The sequence below is a fragment of the Rhizobium sp. FG113 genome (genome assembly GCF_057809895.1).
The window spans coordinates 56362-80474 of record NZ_JBMDKV010000017.1 but is presented as its reverse complement, the minus strand read 5'-3'; the positions used below and the strand labels follow the sequence as shown (position 1 = coordinate 80474).

23 protein-coding genes are annotated in these 24113 nt (G+C 57.1%); 6 read left to right on the top strand and 17 right to left on the bottom strand.

Annotated features, from left to right (window positions below; genetic code table 11):
• Positions 1-483 precede the first annotated feature (483 nt).
• The 5 genes from ACODTZ_RS28255 to ACODTZ_RS28235 form a co-directional block, all read right to left on the bottom strand.
• A complete protein-coding gene (locus ACODTZ_RS28255; protein ID WP_055971758.1) occupies positions 484-1248 on the bottom strand; it encodes a YoaK family protein in 765 nt (254 codons plus the stop codon).
• A gap of 265 nt (positions 1249-1513) precedes the next feature.
• Positions 1514-2161, bottom strand: a complete 648-nt coding sequence (locus tag ACODTZ_RS28250) for a helix-turn-helix transcriptional regulator (RefSeq protein ID WP_147182402.1) — start codon at positions 2159-2161, stop codon at positions 1514-1516.
• Positions 2118-3188: a tyrosine-type recombinase/integrase gene (locus ACODTZ_RS28245; RefSeq protein ID WP_055971749.1), complete on the bottom strand. Its 1071-nt coding sequence runs from the start codon at positions 3186-3188 to the stop codon at positions 2118-2120. The genes ACODTZ_RS28250 and ACODTZ_RS28245 overlap by 44 nt, the downstream gene beginning before the upstream one ends.
• Positions 3185-3571, bottom strand: coding sequence for a type II toxin-antitoxin system VapC family toxin (locus ACODTZ_RS28240; RefSeq protein ID WP_055971746.1), 387 nt, complete (start codon positions 3569-3571; stop codon positions 3185-3187). The genes ACODTZ_RS28245 and ACODTZ_RS28240 overlap by 4 nt, the downstream gene beginning before the upstream one ends.
• On the bottom strand, positions 3571-3825 hold the full coding sequence (locus ACODTZ_RS28235; RefSeq protein WP_055971743.1) for a type II toxin-antitoxin system VapB family antitoxin: 255 nt from the start codon (positions 3823-3825) through the stop codon (positions 3571-3573). Before ACODTZ_RS28235 ends, ACODTZ_RS28240 begins: the two co-directional genes overlap by 1 nt.
• 272 nt (positions 3826-4097) lie before the next feature.
• On the opposite strand from ACODTZ_RS28235, the gene ACODTZ_RS28230 reads away from it, so the two are divergent.
• Both ACODTZ_RS28230 and scpB read left to right on the top strand, forming a co-directional pair.
• Positions 4098-5051, top strand: a complete 954-nt coding sequence (locus ACODTZ_RS28230) for a DUF1403 family protein (protein WP_489029783.1) — start codon at positions 4098-4100, stop codon at positions 5049-5051.
• Between the two features lie 2 nt (positions 5052-5053).
• On the top strand, positions 5054-5755 hold the full coding sequence (scpB, locus tag ACODTZ_RS28225) for an SMC-Scp complex subunit ScpB (RefSeq protein WP_489029781.1): 702 nt from the start codon (positions 5054-5056) through the stop codon (positions 5753-5755).
• A 204-nt stretch (positions 5756-5959) separates the two neighbouring features.
• On the opposite strand, the gene ACODTZ_RS28220 is transcribed toward scpB, so the two are convergent.
• From ACODTZ_RS28220 to ACODTZ_RS28200, 5 genes are all read right to left on the bottom strand, one after another.
• Positions 5960-7375: a UvrD-helicase domain-containing protein gene (locus tag ACODTZ_RS28220; protein ID WP_489029779.1), complete on the bottom strand. Its 1416-nt coding sequence runs from the start codon at positions 7373-7375 to the stop codon at positions 5960-5962.
• The gene (locus ACODTZ_RS28215; protein ID WP_489029777.1) at positions 7368-9101 is read right to left on the bottom strand and encodes an ATP-dependent nuclease; all 1734 of its coding nucleotides are present in this window, start codon (positions 9099-9101) and stop codon (positions 7368-7370) included. The genes ACODTZ_RS28220 and ACODTZ_RS28215 overlap by 8 nt, the downstream gene beginning before the upstream one ends.
• Before the next feature lie 55 nt (positions 9102-9156).
• Positions 9157-10554 (bottom strand): hypothetical protein, encoded by a 1398-nt coding sequence (locus ACODTZ_RS28210; RefSeq protein ID WP_489029775.1) that lies wholly within the window; start codon positions 10552-10554, stop codon positions 9157-9159.
• Between the two features lie 88 nt (positions 10555-10642).
• Positions 10643-11965, bottom strand: a complete 1323-nt coding sequence (locus ACODTZ_RS28205; protein ID WP_489029773.1) for a type II toxin-antitoxin system HipA family toxin — start codon at positions 11963-11965, stop codon at positions 10643-10645.
• A 3-nt stretch (positions 11966-11968) separates the two neighbouring features.
• The gene (locus tag ACODTZ_RS28200; RefSeq protein WP_489029771.1) at positions 11969-12325 is read right to left on the bottom strand and encodes a helix-turn-helix domain-containing protein; all 357 of its coding nucleotides are present in this window, start codon (positions 12323-12325) and stop codon (positions 11969-11971) included.
• A 354-nt stretch (positions 12326-12679) separates the two neighbouring features.
• Here ACODTZ_RS28200 and ACODTZ_RS28195 point away from each other — a divergent pair, with 354 nt between their 5' ends.
• The gene (locus ACODTZ_RS28195; protein ID WP_489029769.1) at positions 12680-13534 is read left to right on the top strand and encodes a HAMP domain-containing protein; all 855 of its coding nucleotides are present in this window, start codon (positions 12680-12682) and stop codon (positions 13532-13534) included.
• Between the two features lie 404 nt (positions 13535-13938).
• On the opposite strand, the gene ACODTZ_RS28190 is transcribed toward ACODTZ_RS28195, so the two are convergent.
• The gene (locus ACODTZ_RS28190; protein ID WP_489029767.1) at positions 13939-15453 is read right to left on the bottom strand and encodes an MFS transporter; all 1515 of its coding nucleotides are present in this window, start codon (positions 15451-15453) and stop codon (positions 13939-13941) included.
• On the bottom strand, positions 15450-15959 hold the full coding sequence (locus ACODTZ_RS28185; protein ID WP_489029765.1) for a GlcG/HbpS family heme-binding protein: 510 nt from the start codon (positions 15957-15959) through the stop codon (positions 15450-15452). Before ACODTZ_RS28185 ends, ACODTZ_RS28190 begins: the two co-directional genes overlap by 4 nt.
• A 111-nt stretch (positions 15960-16070) precedes the next feature.
• Here ACODTZ_RS28185 and ACODTZ_RS28180 point away from each other — a divergent pair, with 111 nt between their 5' ends.
• The 3 genes from ACODTZ_RS28180 to ACODTZ_RS28170 all read left to right on the top strand — a co-directional run bounded on the left by ACODTZ_RS28180 (position 16071) and on the right by ACODTZ_RS28170 (position 18069).
• Positions 16071-16958 carry a LysR substrate-binding domain-containing protein gene (locus ACODTZ_RS28180; protein WP_489029763.1) on the top strand — a complete coding sequence of 296 codons (888 nt, stop codon included), beginning with the start codon at positions 16071-16073 and terminating at the stop codon, positions 16956-16958.
• A gap of 79 nt (positions 16959-17037) precedes the next feature.
• Positions 17038-17628: a DUF433 domain-containing protein gene (locus ACODTZ_RS28175; protein WP_489029761.1), complete on the top strand. Its 591-nt coding sequence runs from the start codon at positions 17038-17040 to the stop codon at positions 17626-17628.
• A gap of 3 nt (positions 17629-17631) precedes the next feature.
• On the top strand, positions 17632-18069 hold the full coding sequence (locus ACODTZ_RS28170; RefSeq protein WP_489029759.1) for a type II toxin-antitoxin system VapC family toxin: 438 nt from the start codon (positions 17632-17634) through the stop codon (positions 18067-18069).
• A gap of 249 nt (positions 18070-18318) precedes the next feature.
• Here ACODTZ_RS28170 and ACODTZ_RS28165 read toward each other — a convergent pair whose 3' ends face one another.
• The 5 genes from ACODTZ_RS28165 to ACODTZ_RS28145 all read right to left on the bottom strand — a co-directional run bounded on the left by ACODTZ_RS28165 (position 18319) and on the right by ACODTZ_RS28145 (position 24111).
• Complete coding sequence (locus ACODTZ_RS28165; protein ID WP_489029757.1) at positions 18319-19101, bottom strand: AbiJ-NTD4 domain-containing protein; 783 nt, start codon at positions 19099-19101, stop codon at positions 18319-18321.
• 31 nt (positions 19102-19132) lie between these two features.
• Complete coding sequence (locus tag ACODTZ_RS28160) at positions 19133-20878, bottom strand: DUF262 domain-containing protein (RefSeq protein WP_489029755.1); 1746 nt, start codon at positions 20876-20878, stop codon at positions 19133-19135.
• 153 nt (positions 20879-21031) lie between these two features.
• Positions 21032-21892, bottom strand: coding sequence for a hypothetical protein (locus ACODTZ_RS28155; protein ID WP_489029753.1), 861 nt, complete (start codon positions 21890-21892; stop codon positions 21032-21034).
• 330 nt (positions 21893-22222) lie between these two features.
• Positions 22223-23020: an ABC transporter ATP-binding protein gene (locus ACODTZ_RS28150; protein WP_489029751.1), complete on the bottom strand. Its 798-nt coding sequence runs from the start codon at positions 23018-23020 to the stop codon at positions 22223-22225.
• Positions 23017-24111, bottom strand: coding sequence for a FecCD family ABC transporter permease (locus tag ACODTZ_RS28145; protein ID WP_489029749.1), 1095 nt, complete (start codon positions 24109-24111; stop codon positions 23017-23019). The genes ACODTZ_RS28150 and ACODTZ_RS28145 overlap by 4 nt, the downstream gene beginning before the upstream one ends.
• Between the last annotated feature and the right edge of the window lie 2 nt (positions 24112-24113).

Below are 24113 nucleotides of genomic sequence, written 5' to 3'. Positions count from 1 at the left end.
ATGAAATATTAACGCGGGACCTTGCGCATCGCGTATGGAGCCTGAATTTCGCCTTAAACCGCTAGAAACAGGCGGTTGTTTAAACTTTTCAGTCACTAACACGGGTTGTCAAAAAAAGAGTCGATAAACCGCGTTCGATTATCTTTACCCTCCGAATGGGTGCACCTATTGAAGAATCCCTCCCCATCCAGCTGACGTGAGTCGGCACAAGCTGTGACGCAGACAGGGGCCAACGGCGGTTGTTCAAACGCAAGAAATTCGAGATTGATCGGTCGGCTCGAGTGCCTTCCCGGGAAACCTTGACCAACCCGCAAAATTAAGTGGCCTCATCGTCCAGTGCATGCCGCCACTACGTTTGGAATAGATGCACAGGAGTTCTTGCGCTGCCCCGCAGTTGTAAGAAAAACAACATTCCTCAAATGCAGGATAATTGACTAGGCCTCGTCGAGATCGCCGAAACAACCATGGTGTCCCTCGTTCTTTTCATCGCTCGCTTCGTGGCGGCCAACGAAGTCGTCTTGTGGCAGTGGTTGTGTATGTGCCGCGCCTTCGCCGGATACCTTTAAACGAAATCACAAACAGCAGCGCTGCACAGATCAGTAACAGGTATCCGCCCACATGCTGATAGGCGAACACGCCCAATACACCTCCGGTGAGGAAAGCTCCGATCGTCCAAATGTGTAGCGTGAGCCTTGTTCGGTTCTCGGCCGCGTGGGCGTCCGGTTCTCGTCCCCGCAAAATGTCCATCGCGATACCGAGCTCAATGCCGATATCGGTTGCCATGCCGGAGATATGTGTCGTCCGCACGCGAGCGTCAGAGATCCGGGTGACGGTCGCATTCTGCAAGCCCATCAAGAATGCCAAGCCAAGAGTGAGTAGGGGAGGGCGCCACGCCGCGAGTAACCAGATGTCCGCGATCCCGAGCAAAGCAAGCAGGATGGCTTCTACGAGAATACTATAGGCGTAAATGGCAGCGATACCGCGGCGTCGACCCGAATTGATAAGGAGGGATGAGATCGCTGCGCCGAGGACGAAAATGATGACCACGGCAAGGAAAAATAGCGCCTGATTCCATCGCGCCGTTGCAAGATGATCAGAGAGAGCCGAAACATTACCGGTCATGTTGGCCGAGAAGAAACCGACTGCATAAAAAGCCGCAGCGTTCAAAGCCCCTGCAATCAAGGCCAGTGAGCAGGCGAGGTTTAGGTTTATCCGCTCGTTGCGGGCGGAGCCTTGGCTGATCAACATACACGCGATCCAACTTGTTCAGCGCGTAAGATTTGCGCCTGCTCCGTCAATAACATTGCCATTTGCATTGCGGCAATCATAACAGGGAGCCTTGGCGAGATTGTACTAGAACCAATCTCACTGCGATTGGTGTCGATCGGGCGTTGCGGCTGAAGCGTGCACCGTTGCCTTTGTCGATCATGCTAGAGGCCGATCCCCTGCGAATGGAATGCTCTGCAGATTCAAGAGAGCGTCCAACCGACGAGAGCGATTCTCGGGCGGGCGACTAGATCTTTGCAGCAAATCTCGAAATCGCCTGCGCGCGTGTTGCCACACCAAGTTTCCTGAGGATTTCACTCATGTGGTATTTCACCGCGCGTTCTGAGCAGTTCAAGATCACCGAAATGTCGCCGTTGGATTTGCCGGAAGCAGCCGATTTCAGGACTTCGGACTGCATTTCGGAAAGTTCGCTCAATTGCTGGCGCTCATCGATCGATACATCCGGACAAAGACCCAAGGCTACCGCCTTCATCACCGCCGAGTTTGCGATCACCGTGTCCTGCTCGTCAACGAAGCGGGCCATGCCCTTAAGTTGATAGGTGGCAGGGTTCATGCGATCGACGAGCAGATCGATGGCATCGTTCAATCGGCACAAGAACAGGCGATCGGACTTCGGGATATCAACAATGCTGTGACCAACCTCGATAGCATCACTCAGAAGAATGTCGCCATGATGGAACAGACCCGCGCGACTACGGCAAGGCTCGCAGAGGCGAGCATTAGGCTTTCCGACCTTGTTGAAGGCTTCACATTGCCCGGAGGCCGGTCGTTGACCGACATTGCGACGGGGCGCAATGATGAATTCCGAAGGTCTGCAGCCTGACCAATAATTACAAACCCGCAGCCTTCGTGAGATTGACGCGGAAGCGATCACGCCGGCGCTGATAGCGTCGCGTCATCTCAGCAGAGGCATGACCTAGTTGCTTCTGCACATAGCGCTCATCGACTTCGGCCGAAGACGCCAGTCCGGCGCGCAGCGAATGCCCTGAGAACTTAAAAGCCCGTTCGATCTCTGCCAGATCACCTCGGATGCCTGCATCCATAGCGGTGCGCTTGACGAGCCGCGCCACTTCCTTGTCGTTGAGCCGGTCCGGCCCGACGGTCTTCCCTTGCCCTGTAACACGCCGGAAGAGGGGACCATGGGCGAGCCTGGCGAACCGGATCCAGGTCTCAACCGCGGCAACGGGGCAGGTGGCTTCGGAGGACCCGCGCCCGATTTCGACCTCCCGCCATCCAGTCTTGCCGCGAAGCGTCACCAGCAAGCCTTTCTCAAGGATTTCGATCCATCCGCGGCCGTCCTCCGTCTGGTCGGCCTTCAGATCCAGCCCGACGATTTCCGAGCGCCGCAGGCCGCCCGCGTAGCCGATCAGCAGCATGGCCCGATCCCGCAGACCGCGCAGGGTCCCCCGGTCGAGCGTCTCCAACATGGCAACGATATCCTCAGCCAGGACCGCCTCTTTCTGCAGGGGCGGGCGAGCATGGCTGTTGCGAATGCCGGCCATGACTGTGGCAATGTGCCGGTCCTTGCGATTGAGCATCAAACCGCGCTGCGAATAATTCCACGACAGCGAGGAGAGGCGACGCTCGATCGTCGAGACCGAACTCGCCTTGGCGCCGCGTTCGGCGGTCCCCGACGCGCAGGCGGTAATGTATAGGCCGACGGTCTGAGGATGTGGGGGGAGGGGAGAGAGGCCCGAGCGCCGGCACCAGGCGGAGAAGTGTTTCCAGTCGGCGGCATAGGCGCGGCGGGTGTTGGCGGAACTGGCGGCTTCGACATAACCCCGCGCGCGATCGGTGAGATCCTGAAGATGGCCCAGCAGGCCGGACGCCGGTTGCGGGGGAGGAGAGGGCGCCGTCTCTGAGAAATGTTCGCCAAGTATGATCTCGCCGCCGCTATTCATGCCGCCTCGATATCCGTCTGTTTAAAATCGTTGCCCTTGAACAGGAGCGGTTCGCCAGTCAGACTGGCAAGCGCATAGGAGAAGCAGTCGCCGTAGTTCAGGGAGGCAGGATGGCGGCCCTTGCCGTAACGGCGCCAGGCCCGGCGCGCCTGATCGGCATGCTCGGCGGTCACCGCGACAACGTCCACCTTCGCCTTGTGCAGCCACAGATCAAGCTCTGCGCCACCAGCCTCACCGAAACGGCTTTCTACCACCATAGCGGCTTCGACAAGCGTCGCCGCCGAAACGAGCCGAATGGGATCGTCGGCGACGCATTCGCGATAATGTTGGGCGTCCGGTTCATTGAAAAAGATCGCGACAATCGCTGAGGTATCGATGACCATCAGTTCGGAATACCATTTTCGTCGTAGCCGATGATCTCTTCATCGCTGCGATCATCGAGGACCGGCAGCACGCTCAGGCGCCGCTGCATTGCCTCCATGTCCTCAAGGAGAGCAGACTTCTTGGCTTGCGAGCCCATCCGCTTCAGCCGATCCTCGAGGGCGCGCCGCGTCGCAATGGTGATAGTTTCGCCGGTGCGCGCGGCAAGCGCGCGGGCGAGCTTCTCTGTTTCGGGATCTTTGATGCTCAGCGCCATTGAAGGTTTCCAGGTTCCTTAGTATACATATTCTACCTAAGGCCTGCGCGGCGACCGGGGAGTTTAACCATACCGCCGCCGCACTCTCTCGCGTCGCTCAGCCGGAAAAGCGGGGATTGGTGCGGCTGAAGGCCGCGAAACGGCCGTTTCTTATATAGAGCACAGAACGTCCGATAAGGCAAGATTATCGGACGTTTTTTGTTGGCGACAGGCCGTGCGTTTTGTGTCGATAATGGTAGCACAAACTGCGCACTTAGTTTATGCTCCACCGCATGGATTCGCTCACCCCTGCCGCCCCAAAGACAATGGCCTGGTCGCCTCGTCTGCCAAGCTGGACGCGGCCACACGGCCGCGACATCAGCGAATCCGACGCCGCCTTTTCAGCCGGTATCGCACTGAAAGCACTCGATGATCTGATCCGCTCAGATCTGTCATGGATCGGCTGCTGGCGCGATCGCCTTGCCCTTAAATCGGCCACCACCGCCGCCCGGATCCTCGGTCGCAACGAGGAAGACACTGCCATCCGTGATGCGGTTTTGCTGACGGCACCAGGCGACGATCCCGGGCCGGCCGGCAAGCTGTTTCTTGCCACACGAATGGCGGCGCGCCGATCCGGGACAATCACCACACCCTTCGTTAAAGAGCTTGTCGCGCTGCTGGGGATGACGTGGACCGATAGCCTTGCTTCGATCCCCGACATGGTCGATTCTGCAAATCAGTCCGGGCGAGCAGCACCCTTCGCGGTGGCGGACCTGATAACGGCGATCTCTGCCGTTCGCCCGGACGCCGAGGTACTGGCGCTCGGCCTTGCCGAGGTCGTGCTGGCGCAAAAACTGAGCTGGCCGAAACCCGTGCCGCTGCTGCTGCCCGCGCGTTTTGGTCCGGCGTTCCGCACCATCGGCGGTCGGGGTCGCTTCCGGCCGGGTGAGCCCGCCTACCCGAAAGCGATCTGCCTGGCGCTGGCCGGTAGCGTTGAGGCCGCGCTGCGCTCCGCCGTCGAGATTGACCGCCGGGCGGCGCGACTGCTGGCGGTGGCGCCGAAGGTGCGGACGAAAGGCGCCGAGCCGGTGATCCGGCGGTTGTTGACCGAGGATGCCGTGCCGGCGTCCGCGCCGGGCTCAAAACTGTCGCGCTGGGCGGCCAACCGGCTATTCGAGCGTCTGGAAAGTTTCGAGGCGGTGCGCGAGCTCTCCGGCCGCTCCTCCTTCCGAATTTTTGGGTTGTGATCATGGCCGGATCTCCTGCACTCAAACCATCACGTCGAAAGGCGAACGCCGCAGACGAACTTCTTTATGATCGTGAACTGGATCAGTTCCCGGCGGAGATGCGCTGGCGGGAATGGATGATGCGGGTCGAGGCGGTGATCTTTGCCTCGGCTGAGCCGGTCACCCGCGAGACGCTGGGGCGGGTGGTGGGAAAAGATTGCAGCATCGATCTGTTGATCGACGACCTCGTCGAGGAACTAAGGGATCGCCCCTATGAATTGGTTTCGGTGGCCGGCGGCTGGCAGCACCGAACCCGACCACGGTTCGCCGAAACGATCCGCGCCTCGTCGGCGCCGACAAGGGGAGGGGCGGCGGCCCTGTCGGAGTTCGAGGCGATGGTGTTGATGGCGGTGGGATATTTCCAGCCGGTGACCCGCGGTGAGTTGTCGAAGATTTTTGGCAAGGAAGTCAGCCGGGACGTCATCGGTAATTTGCGGAGTGCGGGATTCATTGGCTCCGGGCCACGCAGTCCGACGCCCGGCGCACCCTACACCTACGTTACGACGCAGCATTTTCTTTCGGCCTTTGGCATGGAGACGTTGCGCGACTTGCCAAACATCGAAGCGCTCGAGGACGCGGGATTGCTCAACCGACATGCCGTGCGGTCGGAAGCTGCGGTTACGGAGCGCGCCGCTGACGATGGCGAAACCTCTTTCGAAGAATAAAGAGGGATTGTCCTGCGCGAGCAATCGTGTCGAAAGACACCGGCGAACATCGCGAAATTGACGGCAGGTTTTTACGTTTGGCCTGGAAGCAGTTTAATACCTGCAAACGTCAAGAACGCTTCCAAGGTCGCTTGTATCCCACGGCGCGACTTGGAGTAGATACGAACCATTGGCCGTGACGCGAAGTTACCTCCACGCCTCGGTTTATATGCGGCGCACGAGGATGGGTTCGGTCGAACAAATCACCAGGCGTCGCGAGCCACGCGTCATCGCGACATATAAATTGCGTGAGTCGAGAGTATCGGTGTCCAGTACGATGGCAACGTCTGCCTCTAGCCCCTTCAACAGCAAGGTGCTGCCGACTGCCCGATTGGGAAGTGCTCTGCCGAGCATGCGAGATTGCTCGCGGGTCCGAACCGCCATCTCGTGAAACTCCGCGGGAGATCTGCAGGCGTTCAGGGCCTGGATACAGGCTCGTAATATGGCCGGGCGTAATTGCGAGACGCCGGACTGCCTGTTTATCTCAACCAGGAAGTCCAGCGCGGATTTTGGGGTCGGATTTCCTGCAAAAAGGACTGCGGCATTTTCTGCCTCTGTCGGCGACTTCTGAGATCTGCCGGCGAGCAACGTAGCAACCCGCTGTTTCAGCTGAGCCGCTCCTACCCCTGTAAGCGTGCTGCCGGCGAAATCAATGAGCGCGTCAGCTGCAGCCGGAGCGGCGAAGTCAAATCCTTCCGCGAACCTGATGAAATCCGAGAGATCCGCGTTCTCGACGACAACCGCTCCTCTTACCCGGCTTGCTATGTCCCGATGTCTGCGTGGTTGACGGCTATCGCAGACGATCAGCGCGCCACCGCCAGTAACAGGCGACGCCGTATAGGCCGCTCGCGTTTGGGCCGCGATATCGTCGGGGCCGGATGTCTGGATCCAGGACACTTCGCCGGGCGCCTGTCGCAGGTCGATCGGTGTTCCGTTCTTCAGAGCCTCCCGAGTCCAGAGAAGCCATTGTCCGAGGGTTGTCGATCCTGCGTTGTTCCAGCGCCACGGAGTGCTCAGTTGACCGATCGGCGGGAACTCGGTTTCAACCTCTCGTGACCAATCGACGAGAACATTGGTTCCCCAGCCGAATATCGCCTGCATGTCATCGCCCAGGACACAGGTAGGCAGGATATTGGCCAGACGGGAGATCGCTCGATGTTGCTGGGTAATACAATCCTGATATTCATCCACGATTACGCGCGAATAGGTCACTTCAAGAATGCCGTGCAGGTGGTGGCCGTCCAGAATATTGAGCGCGCCGTCCCGGATTGCGGGATAATCGGATGCCGGATTCCTCAACGACAGAACTTGCGGATCCTGACCACTTCGGCCAGGAAATGTGCCGACAAGTCGCATGGCCCAGCCGTCAATCGTAGTGATGCGGTAGCGATCAGGAGGAACCCCTGCGGAGTCGAGGCGTGATCGCAAGGCCGCAACCCCGGCGTTGGTATGGGTGAGGATCAGCACCGGCCTCTGGTCAGTCGACGCTCTAAGGCAAGCAGCGATCAGATGCGTCTTCCCACACCCAGCCGGCGCGGCGATGCTGCCTATATTGCTTTTGAGAATAGAGGTCTCATCCATGCACGGCCTGCGCCCAGATAAGCAACTGGTTGACTTTGGCTTTAAAGGGTTCGGTCGCACCGGCAAAGTTGGGCGCCAGAATGTGCCGCGCGACATACTCCATGTGGCCGACCGACTTGAACCAAGCGTTCTTTCCTGCGCAGGCGCGAGCCAGGATGTTTCGTTGCAATGCGGAAGCCGAATGCTGTTGTGAATGAAGCACGGCCCGGAGGTTATCAAGTGTCTCTGCACCTTGAGACGCGGTCGAAACGTGCGCTGCGATCAGATCGATGCCGTGTACCGAAATCGCATAGTCGATCATCTGGAGCAGAATGGCATCGTCGACATTGAAGACGATTGCCGTCTCGATATCCTGCCTTTCGTCCCACGTAAACGTGAGCCCACCGAGCGCGGCGACTTCAGACTGTGCCGCCGGCGACGGCTTTACGTCGTCATCGCGAAAGATCGCAGCGCGATAGCCCAGGCCGATGAGGGCCTTGGCGCGTTGATAGGGACGATCTGCATGCCCGCCGCCGCAATCCACCACCGCGATGCCGGCAGCTTGCAACGAAATGCGGCCATGAGCGACACAAAATTGGTCGAACCCGCGAATAAATCCGACCTCGGTGGCTCCCTCGCAAAGCAGCACCGACGGAGCGAGGAATGCTTCCGGAAAAGCCCGAAGCGTGCCTTGGGTGTCTGCCGGTACACTATATGGGTGATGCGCACCAGTCGCCGTTTTTCGAAGCACAAAAAGCTGATTGCAGCTGAGTTCGCGTAGGACAATAGGAGAGTGGGATGTTGCAAAGACTTGCTGTGGCGCAGGCTGCGTTTTCGCGCCCAGCGATCCTATAAGCCGCATGATCCTGTGAGGCTCCAACCCATGCTCGATCTCATCAACGAGGAGAATCGATGTTTTGTCCGCGACCTCGCGCTGCAGGCCGGCAATCAGCAGCCTTGTGGATCCGAGACCAAGAGCACGAAGAGGAACGCCAATCTCGTTATGAAGGGCAATCGTCCCGCCACTGACGGAAACCGAATGCGTGTCGAGCAGTGCCTTGGCCGCACTTCCAATCGGTACACCCAACTCTCGAGCAGCCTTATTGACGATCGCCAACGCCTGGCCCAATTGTTTTTCGGCTTCCGTTCCGAAGGTTTTCCGGGCATCTCTCGCTGCGTTGGAAAGCGCTTTCGAGGCATCGGGCTTCTCGTCACTCAGGCGGTTCAAGACCGAGCCGCGTCGCCAGGCGAGATTGTGTTCTGCCCAATCGCCAAGGCGCGTGGGAGAAAGCGCCAGACGGTCTCCCCAATTGAGCCCGCGATCGAGGCCTCTGTCTTCCGCCCGCTTGGAAAGCAGTCGCCATCGGGGTTCGAGATCGCCAGCGATAGTCAGGTTCAGCCGCAGAACTGTTTCGAGCCCGTGGCCTGGTTCGTCTTCAATACCTCCATCGCTGCTGCGCAATCCCGATAGGAAGTCGCCATAGGCTTCGTAGTTTTTCAGGCTGTCGTCGAGGCGACCAAGGACCACTGTGATCGAGATGTCGTTTTCGACCTCGAGGTTGTGAAAATCGGAATCGCTGATCGTCAGTGAGCGCCGCGCGCCTAAGCAGTAATCGATCGCGTCCAGAACGCTGCTTTTTCCGGAATCGCCGGCACCGATCAGACAATTCATACCATCGGTAGGCCACCAGTCGAGCGACTTGATCGATCTGAAATTCCTGATTTCTATCTTGCGGACGACCGCCATGAAATTTCCCCCGAAGTCATGCCAGATTCGCAAGCTTCAACCATCTTTACGTGCCTTATTTTCCCAATACAACTGCTGCCGGCTCGTCCTCCGCTACATCTTCAAACCCTGTCGGGTAAAGTCCCAGGTCCGGCTTTACATCGACTGTCACCTCTTCGTCGTCTGGCTTATCATCCGATTTAACGGCGAACGTGATCGCACGCCCGGTTTCCATGACTTTTCGGATCCAGCGCTCGATGACGGCTGATTGATTGACGACCGTTCCGACCCATGCGCCCTTGACCATGCTGGCAAAGGACGAGTTGTCGAAGTATCGGCGTACATTGGAGTAGGCGAGGCGGCGACCACCGCGGGGGCCGAGAAGACCATCGTCGTCTGCAAGGCGCTTCCAATAGGACAGGGGGACATACATGCCTTTTGTGACGCCGCTGGAATCTGGGTCGAATTGCGTCCGTGGGCAAAACTTCAGAAAGAAGGGTTCGTGGCTGAGGCGGAAGTCGTCGACTGTGCCGCCCTCCTTCAGCTTTGCGAGCTCGGACAGGAAAGCATCCATGCGCCCGATCTCTTCCGACAACTTCTTTTCCGGAAAGCGAAAGATCGCGCCTTCCTTGTCGTCGGTCTCCATCGCCTTGTACTGCACGAGAACGAAGGACTTGAAGGCCTCATTGTAATAAATGAGGTCCGTTCCAGTCTGTTCCTCCAGCGGAAGGCGGTTGGCGAGTATGACGGTCAGCCGGCTGCCTGTTTCCTTGTCAACGAAAAGCGCGGCCGATGCATTGGGCACGTGGCGGAGATAGTCGTATCCAGGAACTTCGGATAGATCCCGGATGATCATTTCGTCTTCGCGCTGCCTTGACTCGGAGAGACCGTCAAGGAAGGACGTCGGCGTTTCATCTTCGCCCAGCACCCATTCCCTCAGTGATGTGCGATCGATACCAGCGAGCAACATGGCCGTCGCCACGCTCTCCTTCTGGGCGCCAAGCGCCTCGCGGGTTTCACTATTCAGCTGAGCAAGACGACGGCGTGTCGATTTGCTGAACCGATCAATGGAGCGCGCTGTTTCAGGCGCTCGGCGCGCGACGAGATCGACCACCTCTTCGAAAGCCTTCGGCGTGAGCAGACCGCCATGCTTGAAGCGCTCCTGGACAAGCTTCCTGTTTCTTGCAGGAACGCCGTCGATGATGTCCTGAGTAGTCAGCCGTGTCTGAAGCGCTTCTATGTCGGACAGATTGAGGCGGCTTTGGTAGGTGCCCGCATTCACACCGCGGCGTCCATTCGCAATATGGGAAATCCGGCCGCGCGAATTCACGACGAAGCAGACAAGTGGTGCATTGCGGCTGTGAGAAAACGACGGTACCGCTTCCGCGAAGAATTCCATCTCGTCCAGGGCATCGCGAAACACCATTTCGCGTTCCCTTGTAAGCTTCAACACAAACGCACCCGGTTTTGCCATGTCGGCAGTTCCTCCAAATCCCAAATGTCAGGACTGATGCACGCCGCTCATTCCTATGAGCGGCTGGCGAGCGTCCTTCTCCGCCACCTCAGGCAATTGACCTATGTGTTTTCCCGATCTTTCGTGCGGTGTCCGCATCAACACCCGCCTCGTTTGCATATTGAAGCCAATTTGAAACGGCATCGCGAACATCGGAAATCAAAGTCTTTGCCTTTGTCGGCTTGATCGACGCCGTCTCGGCAAACGCGAGCAGATCTTCGAGAACAAACCCATCTCTCTTGCCGTTCAGGCTCATCTGATGTTGGCCGGTCCAGTCACCCTTGGGATTGTAGGAATAATTGACGTCGAAAGCGGGCGACAGTTTCCATTCCCCGGTCTGGTCCATCAAAAAGGCGATGTTCTTGACGTGGTCGTCCTGGTTTCTTGCAATCACGTTGAAGACCGCGCGAAGGAATTGCTGCTCCAGCGCACGTGCCCCCAATCCAAGTTGGCGGATGGTCAAAATGGCCTGCTCGTAGGAATAGCCACGTGGATCATTAAAGTCGTAGTGCTGCAATGCGCACAGAGACTGCATGTGCAGTTTGCGCGACGCGCCGGTTTCATCGACAGGTCTGTCAAATCGTCTGGTCATGAAGTGGCTTCGTCCGCCCTCCTGATGCAGTCGACAGGGCATCATCTCGATTTTGGCGGCGATCGCCATCAGGTAGTACGCATACTCGATCAGGCCGAACCCCTGCGGATCCGGTTCTTCCTTGTCCCGATTGTTGTCGATGCCATCGAACTTCATCAGCCAGTGTTCGAAACCATCGCCGGCATCGATCTGACCGTGCCGAAACTCCCCGGTTTGCTGGTTCCAGGCGAGGATGGCTTTTGCACGGGCGCCGCCGGCCGAGGTGCCGACGCGAAGAATATCATCAATGGCGGCGAGGTCGTTTTTGCCCGACAGGATCCCCTCCAGGCTGGCCTTCTCATTCAGGACCATATTTGCCAACCGCACGAGGTTGGCGACCTCGACCTTGCGCGCTTTTACATTCGACCCCATGACGGCTGGCCGGAATTCAAGCGCCCCCATCCCACGTGTCCCGACATAACAAAGTCGCTCAACGGGATTGAAGTTCTCTGGCGTGCGGCCCTGTTCCGCGAGCCAGGCGTTGATCAAGCGGTCGCCGTATTTGTCGGGGAGCGCATCTGCCAGCAATCCCGGCAGTCCCTTGAAGGTATTCTTCGGCAATGACGGAAAGGAAAAAGGGGCGGGGCCGAGCGGCATTACCAGTGGTGAGAGCTCTATGCCAGATTCGGCGAACTCCGGATCATACTGGAAAACGGCGTGTCCGGTATCTGTGAGCCAGGAGACGGCAGCAACTTCCCGTCCCCACAACACAACGGACGCATCGGTAGAAGCATCAGCCATTCATCACCCCTTTGTTCCCCATTCCCATGGCTTCCCTTTCTTCGTGGCTTTCGCCGAGCTTGATCTTTGCCGCTCAGCCCCTTTTGTACGGACGCGCTCGATAGGTCGTATTCGCGAGTCGGGAACGAGAAGATCAATATTCTGCTGGACCCTGAGTGCAATGAGAACGCGAACCAGTGAGTCGAGCGTCGGGTTGTCGCCTGATTCAAGTCTTCGAAGCGTTCGTTCGGATATTCCGGCATCCGCCGCGAGCTGGCTTTGAGTGATGTTTCTGGACAAGCGCAGACGCTCCAGCTTCTGCCCGATTTCTCGGGAGATCGCGTCCGGTGACCGGGCATCCACGATATTTGAATCGGACATATATGACCTCGAATCACTAAGAATATGAGATTACCGGACTCATAAGACCGATTAGCGTTTGCGAGTCAAGGAGACCTCAAAAGGACGTATACGACCGATTATCATAAATTACAAGATTAAGCGGCCATTTGCGTCCGCTTATCGCCCGCGCAGCCGTTCGATTGTTCAGATTACGCTTTATCCAATCTCCCAGACCCAGTGGAAGCGGTGGACCTTCACTGAAGGGCCTGCCCGAACGCAATACCCGGGAGTAGCGGCCAATCACACCGCCTCTCTATCTTCGGACTGTCCCGCTGGGCGCAGGCATTCGGCTCCCTTAAGCCTCCCTTTAGCAGTAGGAAATAGTATCGAGGGATGAGAATAAGTACGATCACCAACTGGGCCTACGGCGTTACAGTCCTGCTGACGGCTTTGTCCGGCGGCGCGTTTATCGTGTCGTCCCGTAGCGCTATCGACGAACGGGTCGCGGTGGAGGAGCACCTGGCACTGGATTCTTTAGCGGAAGAACTGGCAATCGGAGCTGAGGTCAGAAGCGACGAGGCAAGGCTTTACGTGATGCGCGGCGAGGAGCGCCACCTCACGGTCTTCAAAACCGAGGAGGCAAGCGAAAGCCGCCGCGAGGCTGCGATCTCTGGATTGCTATCAGTGGGGCTGCCCGGTGCAGAAGCCGATGCACTGAACCAGATCGAAAAGGATGCGGAGGAGCTCGACAAGCTCGAGATCACTGCGGTCGAGGCTTTCCAGCGCGGTGACAAATCTACCGCTCAGATGACGCTCTTCGGCGCCGAGCATGAGAGGCTACAACAGGACCTGCTCAGCAAGGTCGGACACTTCCGGGATATGACCGCTGCGCGCACCGGCACGCAATTGCTCTATGCCAGGGAGCGAAGCGATTGGTGGAGTTTTGTCGCCAAAATCATGCTCGGATTGACCGGAGCGCTGTTCCTGGCGGTGCTCTACTTCATCCTCAGACGACGGGTCGCCATGCCTTTGGTGCGGATGACCGACATCGTCGGCCGGCTGGCAAAACAGGACTACACGGTTGAGGTTCCCCTCGACAGTCGGCGCGACGAAATCGGCGAGATGAATACCGCGATCGCACTACTACTGCGTCAAATAGGTCCCTCGGAATGGGCTTCAAACGCTTTTGCGCGGTGGTCCCTAGGCCCAATGATTGTCAGTCTTCCCGACTCGGGGTGGAAGGTATAGGTGTTTCTTATGCTCCCAAGCCGGGAATGACGATGGCACAATAGGCCTCGACGACCACAGAGACACAACCAACCGTCGTTTCAACCGCAGAAGCTGGGATGGCGAGAGAGGTGGCTGGGTTTGTCAGAACAGTTCCCGGCGTTTCACTAAGTGGATATCCTCCTCGACTATGCTGCGGCTTTCATTGGCGCCAGCGCGTTGAAGTTGGTCTGATCCGGCGTCTGCCGTTCAAGCGATGAATGTGGGCGTCGGCTGTTATAAAATCAAAATAAAAAAAGAAATATTTCCTTGTTTATCAGCACCTTATACGTGCTTGCGTATAAACTGTAATAAACCAGCACCTCGACGTTGAGGTTCCAGGAATTTAGGTGGCCGTTTCGCCAAACTCCGAGATCCGAAGCCATCTACCGGCTTCGCATCAACCGACAAACGAAGAACGATGAGGCAAGCGCGAAGATTGCCGCGGTAATAAGGGCAACCGAGAAACCGAACGAGAATGCCGTTCGCGCCTGTTCGATGGCGAGTTCACGTGCTGAGCCGCTCAGGCCAGAGACCGCCTGGGGTAAATCACCTGCGATGATCGCGTCGGCGAAGGAGGACGTTGGTGAGCATGATGCACCGCAATCCGGATCAGCGAACTGGCCTCGCACCACAGTAGCAAGCACCCCGCTGAGCAATGCGAAGCCAAGCAGAATACCAGAGAAGCGAGAGGTCGTGCTGATACCCGACGCCATGCCAGCTCTTTCGCGAGGGACGACGCTCATTATGGCCTTCTGCGTTTCTCCGTTGAGTAACCCACCACCACTACCCAGGACCAGCATCCCCACCATCACAACGTGCCACGCTCCGAGCTGCGCACCCCACGCAGTCGTGGCGTTGCCAACACCTACGAGGACTAGACCGGTTGCGAGAATTGCGCGTGAGGAGAAACGGCTTCCGAGCATTCGACCGACCTGAGGGAAAAGCAACATGGTGAGTGCGAAGGGAAGCATGGCAAAGCCAGCCTCAAGAGCGGTGTGACCTAAACCGTTTTGCAGAAACAATGGCAGCATGGAAGCCATAACCTGAGCTGCTGCTGCATAGGCAAACATTGCCCAGACAGCACCTACAAAGCGCGGATTGGAGAAGAGCTGCAAATCGAGCATGGGACGCTGCTGCGACCGCTCGGCGACGATGAAAGTCACAAGTGCAATAGCGCCACCAATGAATCCGAATAGTGCGCTGGCCGAACTCCATCCGTGTGCCTGACCGTTAATCAGGCCCCATGTCATGCCAAACATCGTCGCGGTGAAGGACATGATGCCGGCCGGATCAAGACGACGGGCAGCCTTGTCGCTTGATTCCTCCACCAGAACAACAACCGCGGTCCCAAGTAGAATGCAGATCGGGGCATTGATATGGAACGCCCAACGCCATCCGAGAGCATGCGCAATCACGCCTCCAACGATCGGCGCCAGCACCATGGTCAGCCCCATCATTGCGCCCCAGATTGCCCATGCGCGATTACGCTCTGCTTCGACGTGGAATGTATGACCGATGATCGCCAGAGCTGGCGCCAGCAAGAATGCTGCACTGCCCCCCTGCAGAGCTCGAGCCAAGTATAGTGCCATCGCCGAGGTCGCGACGCCGCATAACAGAGAGGTTATCGCAAATGAAACAATACCAATCAGGAACACGCGGCGCCGGCCGAACCGATCTGCAATCGCGCCAGCCGGAAGGAGCAGCGACGCGAAGCACAGAACATATGTGCTTATGACCCACTCGATTTCGGCGAAACTTGCCTGGAAATCACGAGCGATGGTCGGGAGGACAATCGCCACGACATTCGTATCCAGGACGGTCATTGCGCAACCGGTAGACGCCGTCACCAGTACAAAAAGCGGATTCGCGTTCTTTCGAGTGAGTGCTATTTCGGTCATTTGCTGATCGCCGCCACGCCGGCCTTCGCGATCTGCTCGTCATGATCAGGCGTGTCGGTCGATACGCCAATCGCGCCGACGACCTTGCCGTCAACGACAATCGGAACGCCGCCGCGCATCAGGATAAAGCCCCGGGCTGTGATCGCCGCAGGTCGCTGACCATTGATTGCATCTTCGATTGCTCCACTCTCACGACGGAACAGCGCCGCAGTTCTTGCTTTCCCCGGTGCCAGATCGACACCTGCAGGTAAGAGTGCATTGTCCATTCGCACGAGGAGAATCGGAGATCCAGCATCGTCAACGATCGAGATCACACATGGCCAACCTTCGGCCGAAGCTTTCGCCTCTGCAGCGGCGGCGACGGTTTGGGCGGCGTCGAGTGTTAGGACCGCGCGTGTCGGAAGATCAAGCGACAAGGCCGGTGTAGCGAAAGCTGCAGCCGCGAGGACAGCAACCGAGATACGGGGGAGGGGGAGGGGGAGGGGGAGGGGGAGGATACTTGACATGTGCGGCTCCTTGACCGTTTACGAGTATCGGTTTAGCGGCTTTCGTAATTCCTCGCATTGTCTGATTTTTTCGATATTATTAGGTAAAACCTAATTGCAATCGAAGTAGCTATGGAACTCCGACACCTCAGATATTTCGTGGTTCTCGCAGAAGAGCTCCACTTCAGCCGCGCGGCAGATAAGCTGAACATTGCACCCCCGACGCTGACCGTACAGATTCAGGAGATTGAAAGGTCGCTTTCAGCGCAACTTCTTGTAAGAACGAAGCGATCGGTAGCACTGACACCTGCCGGAGAGGTCTTTCTGAATGAAGCTCGAAATGTTCTGGCGCAGTTCGAGAAGGCACAGAGCGTTGGCCGACGCGCCGGTCGTGGCGAGATCGGCCGCATCGAAGTCGGCTATGTCGGATCTGCAGCTTATGCGGGCGTCCTTCAGGATCAGATGAGCGAGTTCCTCAAGGTTTGGCCTGGCGTGTATTTCAATGCGCGAGAAATCGCGATGGACGTGCTTCCAGAACTCATTCTTGAGGGTCAAGTTGACGTTGGGTTTGTCCGTTTGCCTATGACAATTCCGGATTCGGTTCATCAACACGTTCTGTTGCGAGATCGGTTCTGCCTTGCCATTCCGAAGGGTTGGGCGGAAAAACAAGAGCAGAAGGCGATCGACCCGCACAATCTCAAAGATGAGGCATTCATTGCTCCCGAACAGGATGCCGGTACATTTGAAGTCGCATGCCGCGGCGGCTTCCACCCGCGGATTGTATCGGCTCCGGGCGGTTTGCTGGCTGTGCTCACACAGGTGTCACTTGGCGCAGGGGTATCGGTCTTCCCATCTGTCGCTTGTGGGGTTCTCAACCTACCCGGAGTGGAGTTTCGACAAATCAGCGGCGAGCCAATAACCTCGGAGGTTGCTGCTGTCTTCCGGGGCGACGAAACCTTTCCAACTGTGAGCAATTTCATAGCGCAGCTCTTGGCAAGTCCCGTGAGGGAAATTTTCTGAGTGAGGCAAACGCTCCCCGCGTCCTTGCGTTGCGGTTAATTCGGCCCTATGTTCAGGGTCGCATTAGAGAGGATGTGCAATGGAACACCTCACAACAGCTCAGGCGGCTTTTGTTGTTGGCCAACCGCTCGACAGCTTCAAGAAGGTCGTCGAGCGTGCGCCAATCAAGCCGAAACTGGTGAAGCGCGGAGGGCGCAAAATACGACAGTTCGGGCAAGCCGAACTGGTGTTTCTTCACGCCTATGACGAGCTCAAGGAGGCTCTGACGCCGAAGAGCCAGACGGCGCTATATGTTGCTCTGCGTTCTTCGCTCAAACACGGAAGCGATAAGGAGGTCGTGTTTGGAAAGCAGCGGTACGATATTCACCAGCACCTCGTTTTCGTCGATCAACGCCTAAAGGAGCTCGGCAAGCTGGCGGACCAGATTGACGCTTCACGAAAAGAGCCGGTCGTTCGTGGAACCCAAATTGAGGCTTACCGGCTCGCTTCACTTATCGACGGAGGAATGTCCGTGAAGGATATCCTGCGGGATTATCCGTCACTACGTGAGCAGCAGATCGTGGCGGCAAAAGCTTATGCTGAAGCAAATCCCAAAAAGGGGCGACCTTATCCAAAGCAAAGTGCAAAGGCCGCCATGCGCGCGGCCGATCTCAGCGCTCTGGACGATTAAGCCTTGAAATATCTCCTCGATACGAACGTCCTTAAGGAGATCAGTCGGCCCAAGCCTCACGAAAACGTAGCGGCATGGCTTGAAACGATCGACGATATCGATCTTGCAATCAGCGTGCTATCCGTGCGTGAAATTTCCAAGGGCATCGCGAAAAAGCGACAGAAAGACCAGGCGATCGCCGATGTAATCGCTGCTGGCGCCGCCGGGATCTTTGCCGCCTATTCTGGCCGCATCCTGTCGGTCGACGAGGCCGTCGCGCGGTGTTGGGGCGAGGCCCTTGGTCACGTGGACAACCATGTTGACGACACGGGCTTGGCCGCTACAGCAAAGGTCAACAATCTGATTGTCGTGACGCGCAACATCGCGGACTTCGAGAGGCTAGGGGTGACACTGCTTGATCCCTTCAAAAAGAACCCAAAACCAATTCCCCCAACGCCGTGAAGACCTGAAGACCGGGCTGGCGGCAATCTGCCTCGGTCTTTTGGCGAAGGCCATGTTTTTACTAGTCGCACCTTGCCCAATGCATTAGATTTTTTCGAGATGACGGCACGGCAGCTAAGATTGCCTATCAATTAGCCATGCCGGCACGTCCTGCAATTTCTGCAATCTGCTATTTCCAAGCTCAGCAACATCTGCTTTCGTCGTGAGGCTCCGTGTCGCGGTTCAAGCGTCGTACTTCGGCGCAGCATTTCATTGCCGTCGCAGCAGAAATACCGCGACACTACAGGCGACGCTGACGACGAGTTCCGCTTCGACTGCGGAAGCGTTTCGCCCCTCCTGAACATGCCGACCGTTTTGGGATGCATACCCCCAAAGCTTGTGGATCGCGTCGCTTAGCGGCTGTGTGAGTGCCAGTCCATTGATGATCTGCCCCAGATTTTGGTTCGGAGAATTAGTCAGATCACGAGCGACACATTCGAGCGCAGCCATCGAGTGCTGAATAGCACCCGTACGGTCCGGTTCGGGCCGCCGCGATATATCTTTCAGCGCCTCTCTGATCTCTCCGGCTGCCGTGTGCTTTCCACTGCTCGCAAACACGTCGGCTGCTTCCTGCGTAGCAATGGCGAAAGTGGCTTCGCCCCTGAATACGATACCGTCGGGACTTTTCAGCTCCCACCCAATCCCTTTTTCACGGAACAGGCGATTGAGATCCGCTTCGAAACGCTCCTGTTCGTCCTCACGATATTCGAAAGAGCGCCAGATTGCTTCAGCGATGTCGTAGACCTTGTACCATTCGCAGTTCTGAAGCAGGGTAACGGCTTCATCGAAGACATTTGTGTCGCTCCAGTTGTTCGGATCCGGAACTTCAAGCAGTATGTTGCAGACGAGCTTGCGGATTGTCTTTGCGCTCAGACCGCAGTCTCGCGCAAGCGAGGCAACCTGGTAGCGCAGGAAGGCGGGAGCATTCTCCCGGATCGTGATCGGAGGTTCGGGGTCCCGGTACCCATGTCTGTCTGAAAAGAAGCGGTTCATCGGCTTTCCTGCACAAAAAAGCAAAAAGGGTTCAAGGGCTCTGATCGAGGGCGACAACAATACGCGTCTTCAGTGCGTCGCGGCGGCGATCGTAGAATTCCGGAAAAGCGCTGATCGTTTCAGGAAGTGATGCAATCTCAAGACCCGCAAGGTATTGGGCACGAGCCGCCTCGTCGGGCTTGATCCACGCATACCACTCATGCGGCATTTTCTGCCGCTTCTGATTGTTGATCGAACCTTCCAGAAGCTGGAGGTTGGGCAACCGGTTGTACTTGTCCTGCAGGATTTCCCAGAGATCCTGAGTGACACCAGCCTTTCTCAACTGCGCGTCGGTGAACCGACCTTGTGGATAAATATGGTCGACGTGGAAATGGCGCGAGAGGTCAAAACCGGGGAATATTAACGATAGCAGTGCGAATGTCCTGCCGTCGCCATAGGGCAGATCGCACAACTCATCGATCTCCACGTCTGTAAATGTCAGGGATTTACCACGTAGGGCCATAACTGCCTCAAGTTCGCTGACAGGAAAGCCTGTCGATGCCTTCCCGGCGATCTTTTCTCGCAAGGCCGTCAGAAGCGTATCGAGCCCGCTTCCCCAAATTCCGGATGCCTTGAGCACGCTTCGGATCAGCCAACGGCGAATACCTTCGCGATCTGCGGCGAATTCAGCACGATGAAGATATGATCCGTCAACCTTGCGGCAATAGAGATAATAGGCGATCGGAAGGATGGAGCTTTCGGCGCGAAGGTTCTGGCTGCTGAAGCCGAAAGACGCGAGCAACTGCACGGCAAGTAACATTGCATCGTGAATTTGCGGCCAATTCTTTTCTAGTATGGCCATGTTGGTCTTGTTGAAGTTTTCGACCTTGAAGCCCACGCTGCCGATGTCAGACAGCATCAGCCCCGCCTTTAGCGCCAGATCCTTGGTGAACTTAAATCCGTCACCCTGCTTGTTCATCTCATCGACGAGAGAATGAATTGCTTCTCTGGCGTCCACCTTCTCCCATTGGGCAACAGCCACAGACAAAAGGAGATCGGAATAGGAGAGGGGTGTGCCGCCATTGTTCATACGGATAAAAATATTCAGCACGTGCTCCAGGCTTTGGCTTTCCTCCTCGTAATAGGTAATCAGATCCTTGTCGTGGATCGTCTTGTGGAAAAGACGCAACGTCGCCCGTGCCGTTTTGATGTCCTCTTTCTCCAGGTTCAGATCATCGAGGGCGTCGATCAGATCGTCGTATTCTTCTTCGAGGATGCGCCCGCACCGGAACCATACCTCTCCTGCTTCGGGTTTGGTGAACTGCTGATCGGTCAGGAATTCGAAATGATATCGGCAGGCCGTCTCGACATCGAGTTCGCTGAGCAGGTTGAGGTAAAGATGACGGATGGGAAAGGCTGCATCGGTGCTCCACCGCTTGCCTGGCATTTTCCACGCGTAAGATCCCCGCAGGCCAACATTCAGGGCCGTCATTCGCTGTTGGCCATCCAGAACGGCGGTCAATTCGCGATTGGGGGGATTTTTCAGGAACGCGCAGTGGAAGCGATCCCGTTGGTGATAGTGGCGAACAAAATCATAGAATTTGTACTCACTACGACGTTCCTGTTCTATTTTCCAGAACAGGAACGTGCCGAACGGGTAACCCTGCATAAGGCTGTCAAATAATTCGCAAATCTGATCCGGCCACCAAACAAACTCCCGCTGAATGGCCGGCAGGACATAATCTTGACCCGCGATCTTGTCGAGAAGAGATTTGATAGTGCCGCCGGGCTTATACATATGTAATTCTCTGCTTTCATGGATGTAGTGAGTTTGGCTGCCGAGAATGTGCGTTCGCGTCTTCGTCCGCGTCGCGAACTGCGCGAGTGCACATTTCGTTTTTAGGCAAAGATGTCGGACCGCCTTAAAGACCTGTCGGCCTCCTTCTTGCGGTCAGGGCCAGGGGCCCAGGATTGGCACTATGTCGTCCGTCCAAATCGTGATCCCAGGGACTCCTGCACTACCCTCTGAATTGACTCCTTCCAACGGGGCATCCGGAAAGCTGATCCCAGCTGGCACATAGCGAATGTCGGTTGAGCCGCTTACAAACTGCTTTGCAGGAAACTTTTCGAGTATGCGCTTCTGGTCTGGGAAAACCTTGAAATGCAGGTCTGGATTCCTGGGCATCTGCGCCCTGAGTTCCGGAGCAATAACATCTTGCGGGCGAGCTTTGATGCTTGCCAGGCCATCACCGAGAACAATCTCGGGGATCCGCCGCTGGAAATCATCTCCCCGCCATCGCTGATAGTGCAGAGTCACGTCGATGACGTCGTACGGAGGCGCGATTACCCACATGTGACCCGTGTCAAACCCGCTCCCCTCGTTCTCGTCGATGATAGCGAAGTGGCGCGACTGCCCCCCGGAATAGACCGATGCTGAACCGCGCACCGGGATGTTCCAGATACCGAGACGATCGAGGATCCGGGTCAAAATTGCGGTGAGCGCGATACAGGCGCCATGCCAGTTGTGCTGCACAATTCGTCGTTGCAGGATCTCAGCGACCTGAGGAACAACGTCACGGACACGCGCGTCATAGTCCTGAGTACGATCGCGCAGCAAGACCCATTCGGCATAGTTTTCGGCAAATCGCGAATTTTGCTCTTCGCGCGCTAGAAAACCTGGATCGTCGTAAAAGCCCGGCCGGCTGATGTCGATGTCCATTTCCTGAAAGAGATCAGCAACTTCGATTCGACGAGCTTCTCGTGCTTCAGCCAGCTTTTCCTGCGCCTGCTTCTTCGTCTTTGCTTGGCCCATAGCTCCCCCTTGCAAACCTGTTCCCGACCGCGTTACGGGACAAAAAGACAAGACGAATCAATAATCGCAATACTTGCATTCGGCAATAATCACGCATTCGATTGCGGTTTAATAACTTCGCACAAAGCAAGTGCTTGTTAGACCTGCCATGTGAGACAAGGGCAGGACTGGCCCACTCATCGGCCCAGCCGCCGACGGGCGGGATGGTACCTTCCCCTCCGACAAACTTTTGGCTTTCCCAAGCAGTCCAACGCGTCACAGAGGACAACGTACCGATCCGGCTCCTCGACCTACATAGCGGCTGGCTGATGCGGCGTTGTTTTCACGCGATCAACTTTCTTCGTCGACGATGACCTGGAGATGGTTCTGCGAGCACCTTTCGACCCTGGCTTCGACACCGTAAACGGCACGGAGCATGGCGCTGTTTACAACCTCCCCAGGTTTTCCAAATCCGTAGAGTTCTCCGTTCGAAATGACTGCAACGTGGTCTGCATGACGTACGGCAAGGGTGATATCGTGCATGACAACGACGGTGATCAGTCCTTGCGCCTTCGCCAGTCGCCTGACCTGCCACATGACACGGGTCTGATAGCGCAGATCAAGGGCGCTTGTCGGTTCGTCGAGCAGGAGAACCCGTGGGCGCCTGGCGACGATTTGCGCGAGGCCGGCAAGCTGCCTCTGTCCGCCCGACAGCTGCGACAATGGCCGCTCGCCCAAGTCCGTAATCCCGACGTCTTCGAGTGCCGAATAGGCATCACGGGCGATGCTTTCCATGGACCGCTCGGATCTTGCTGACCTAGGCAGAGCACGCAGCGTCGCAACGACCGATTCAAAAACGGTCAGCGCCACTGGCGGTGGGAGTGTCTGAGGAAGATATCCGAATGCGTTCGACCGATCCACCGCCGTCATCGTACGCACATCGCGACCATCAAGGGATATCTGACCCTCAACTGTTCCAAGTCCGGCAAGGCCGCGCAGCAGCGTCGACTTCCCAGCACCATTCGGACCGAGAAGCGCCGTCATGGATCCTGGCGATAATCGTGGCAAAGCAATTCCGTGCAAAATAGTTTTGCGACCGTAGCCCGCATCTACCCCGTCCAGTTCCAGTCCAGATAGAGCGTCCATCATGACGGCCGCCCCTTCCTGATAATGAGGATCACGAACGCCGGCACACCGACGAGCGCGGTCACGATGCCGACGGGCACGACGACGCCAGGGATAATAATTTTGCTCACGACAGATGCCAGAGACAGGAGAACTGCGCCGATCAGCGCGCTTGATATGAGCAGAAATCGCTGATCCTCTCCAACACAGAGCCTTGCAATATGGGGAGCAACGAGTCCGATGAAGCCAATCGGCCCCACACAGGCAACAGAAATGGAAGCGACAAGGCTGATGCGGACCAATGAGAAGAACCGTAGTCGGCCGACGTCGATCCCCGAGCTTGCTGCGCGATCCTCACCGAGCCGCAAGACAGTCAAGCGCCAGGAGGAGGCGACGGAGAACGGTATGACGAAAACGAGAGCGGCAGCCAACAGACCGACTTTCTCCCAGTCTGTGCGAGCGATACTGCCGAGCGTCCAAAAGACCAGTTGCTGCAGCACATCTTCCGGTGCAATCAACTGCAGAAGCGAGACAATGGCGTTGCACGTGAACACAAGCGCTATACCAAGAAGGACAACCGTTTCCCGTCCGCCAGCCGCCAATTTGGACATAGCCTGCAGCAGCAATACCGAGCCGAAGGAAAACGCAAACGCCATCAGGGACATTGTCCAGTTTGGGGACACACCAGGCAGGACGAAATGAAACGTGATCGCAAGCGATGCACCGACCGCTGCTGCCGATGATACGCCAAGCGTGAATGGGCTCGCGAGGGGATTGTCCAGGACCGTCTGCATTTCTGCGCCGGCGAGCGCAAGCGCGCACCCGACCAAAAGAGACATGGCGGCATAAGGAAGGCGGACATTCCAGATGATCACTTGTGTCACCGGATCAAGTGCTGAAGGGGATAGTATCCCCTTCAGCAATTCGGCAATCGGCAGACCGGAAGGGCCTGTTGTCGCATCAATCGTCGCGGCCACAGCCATGCAGATCGCAAAGGCCAGAACGGTAAGGAGGCGCCTTCTTACCAAATGTCTGTATCGAAGGATCGCAGCCTGCGAGCGTGGCGTGGCGGAGCTTTCAGGGCGTGCTGCGCCGCTTCGAGGGATGCTTTCCATGT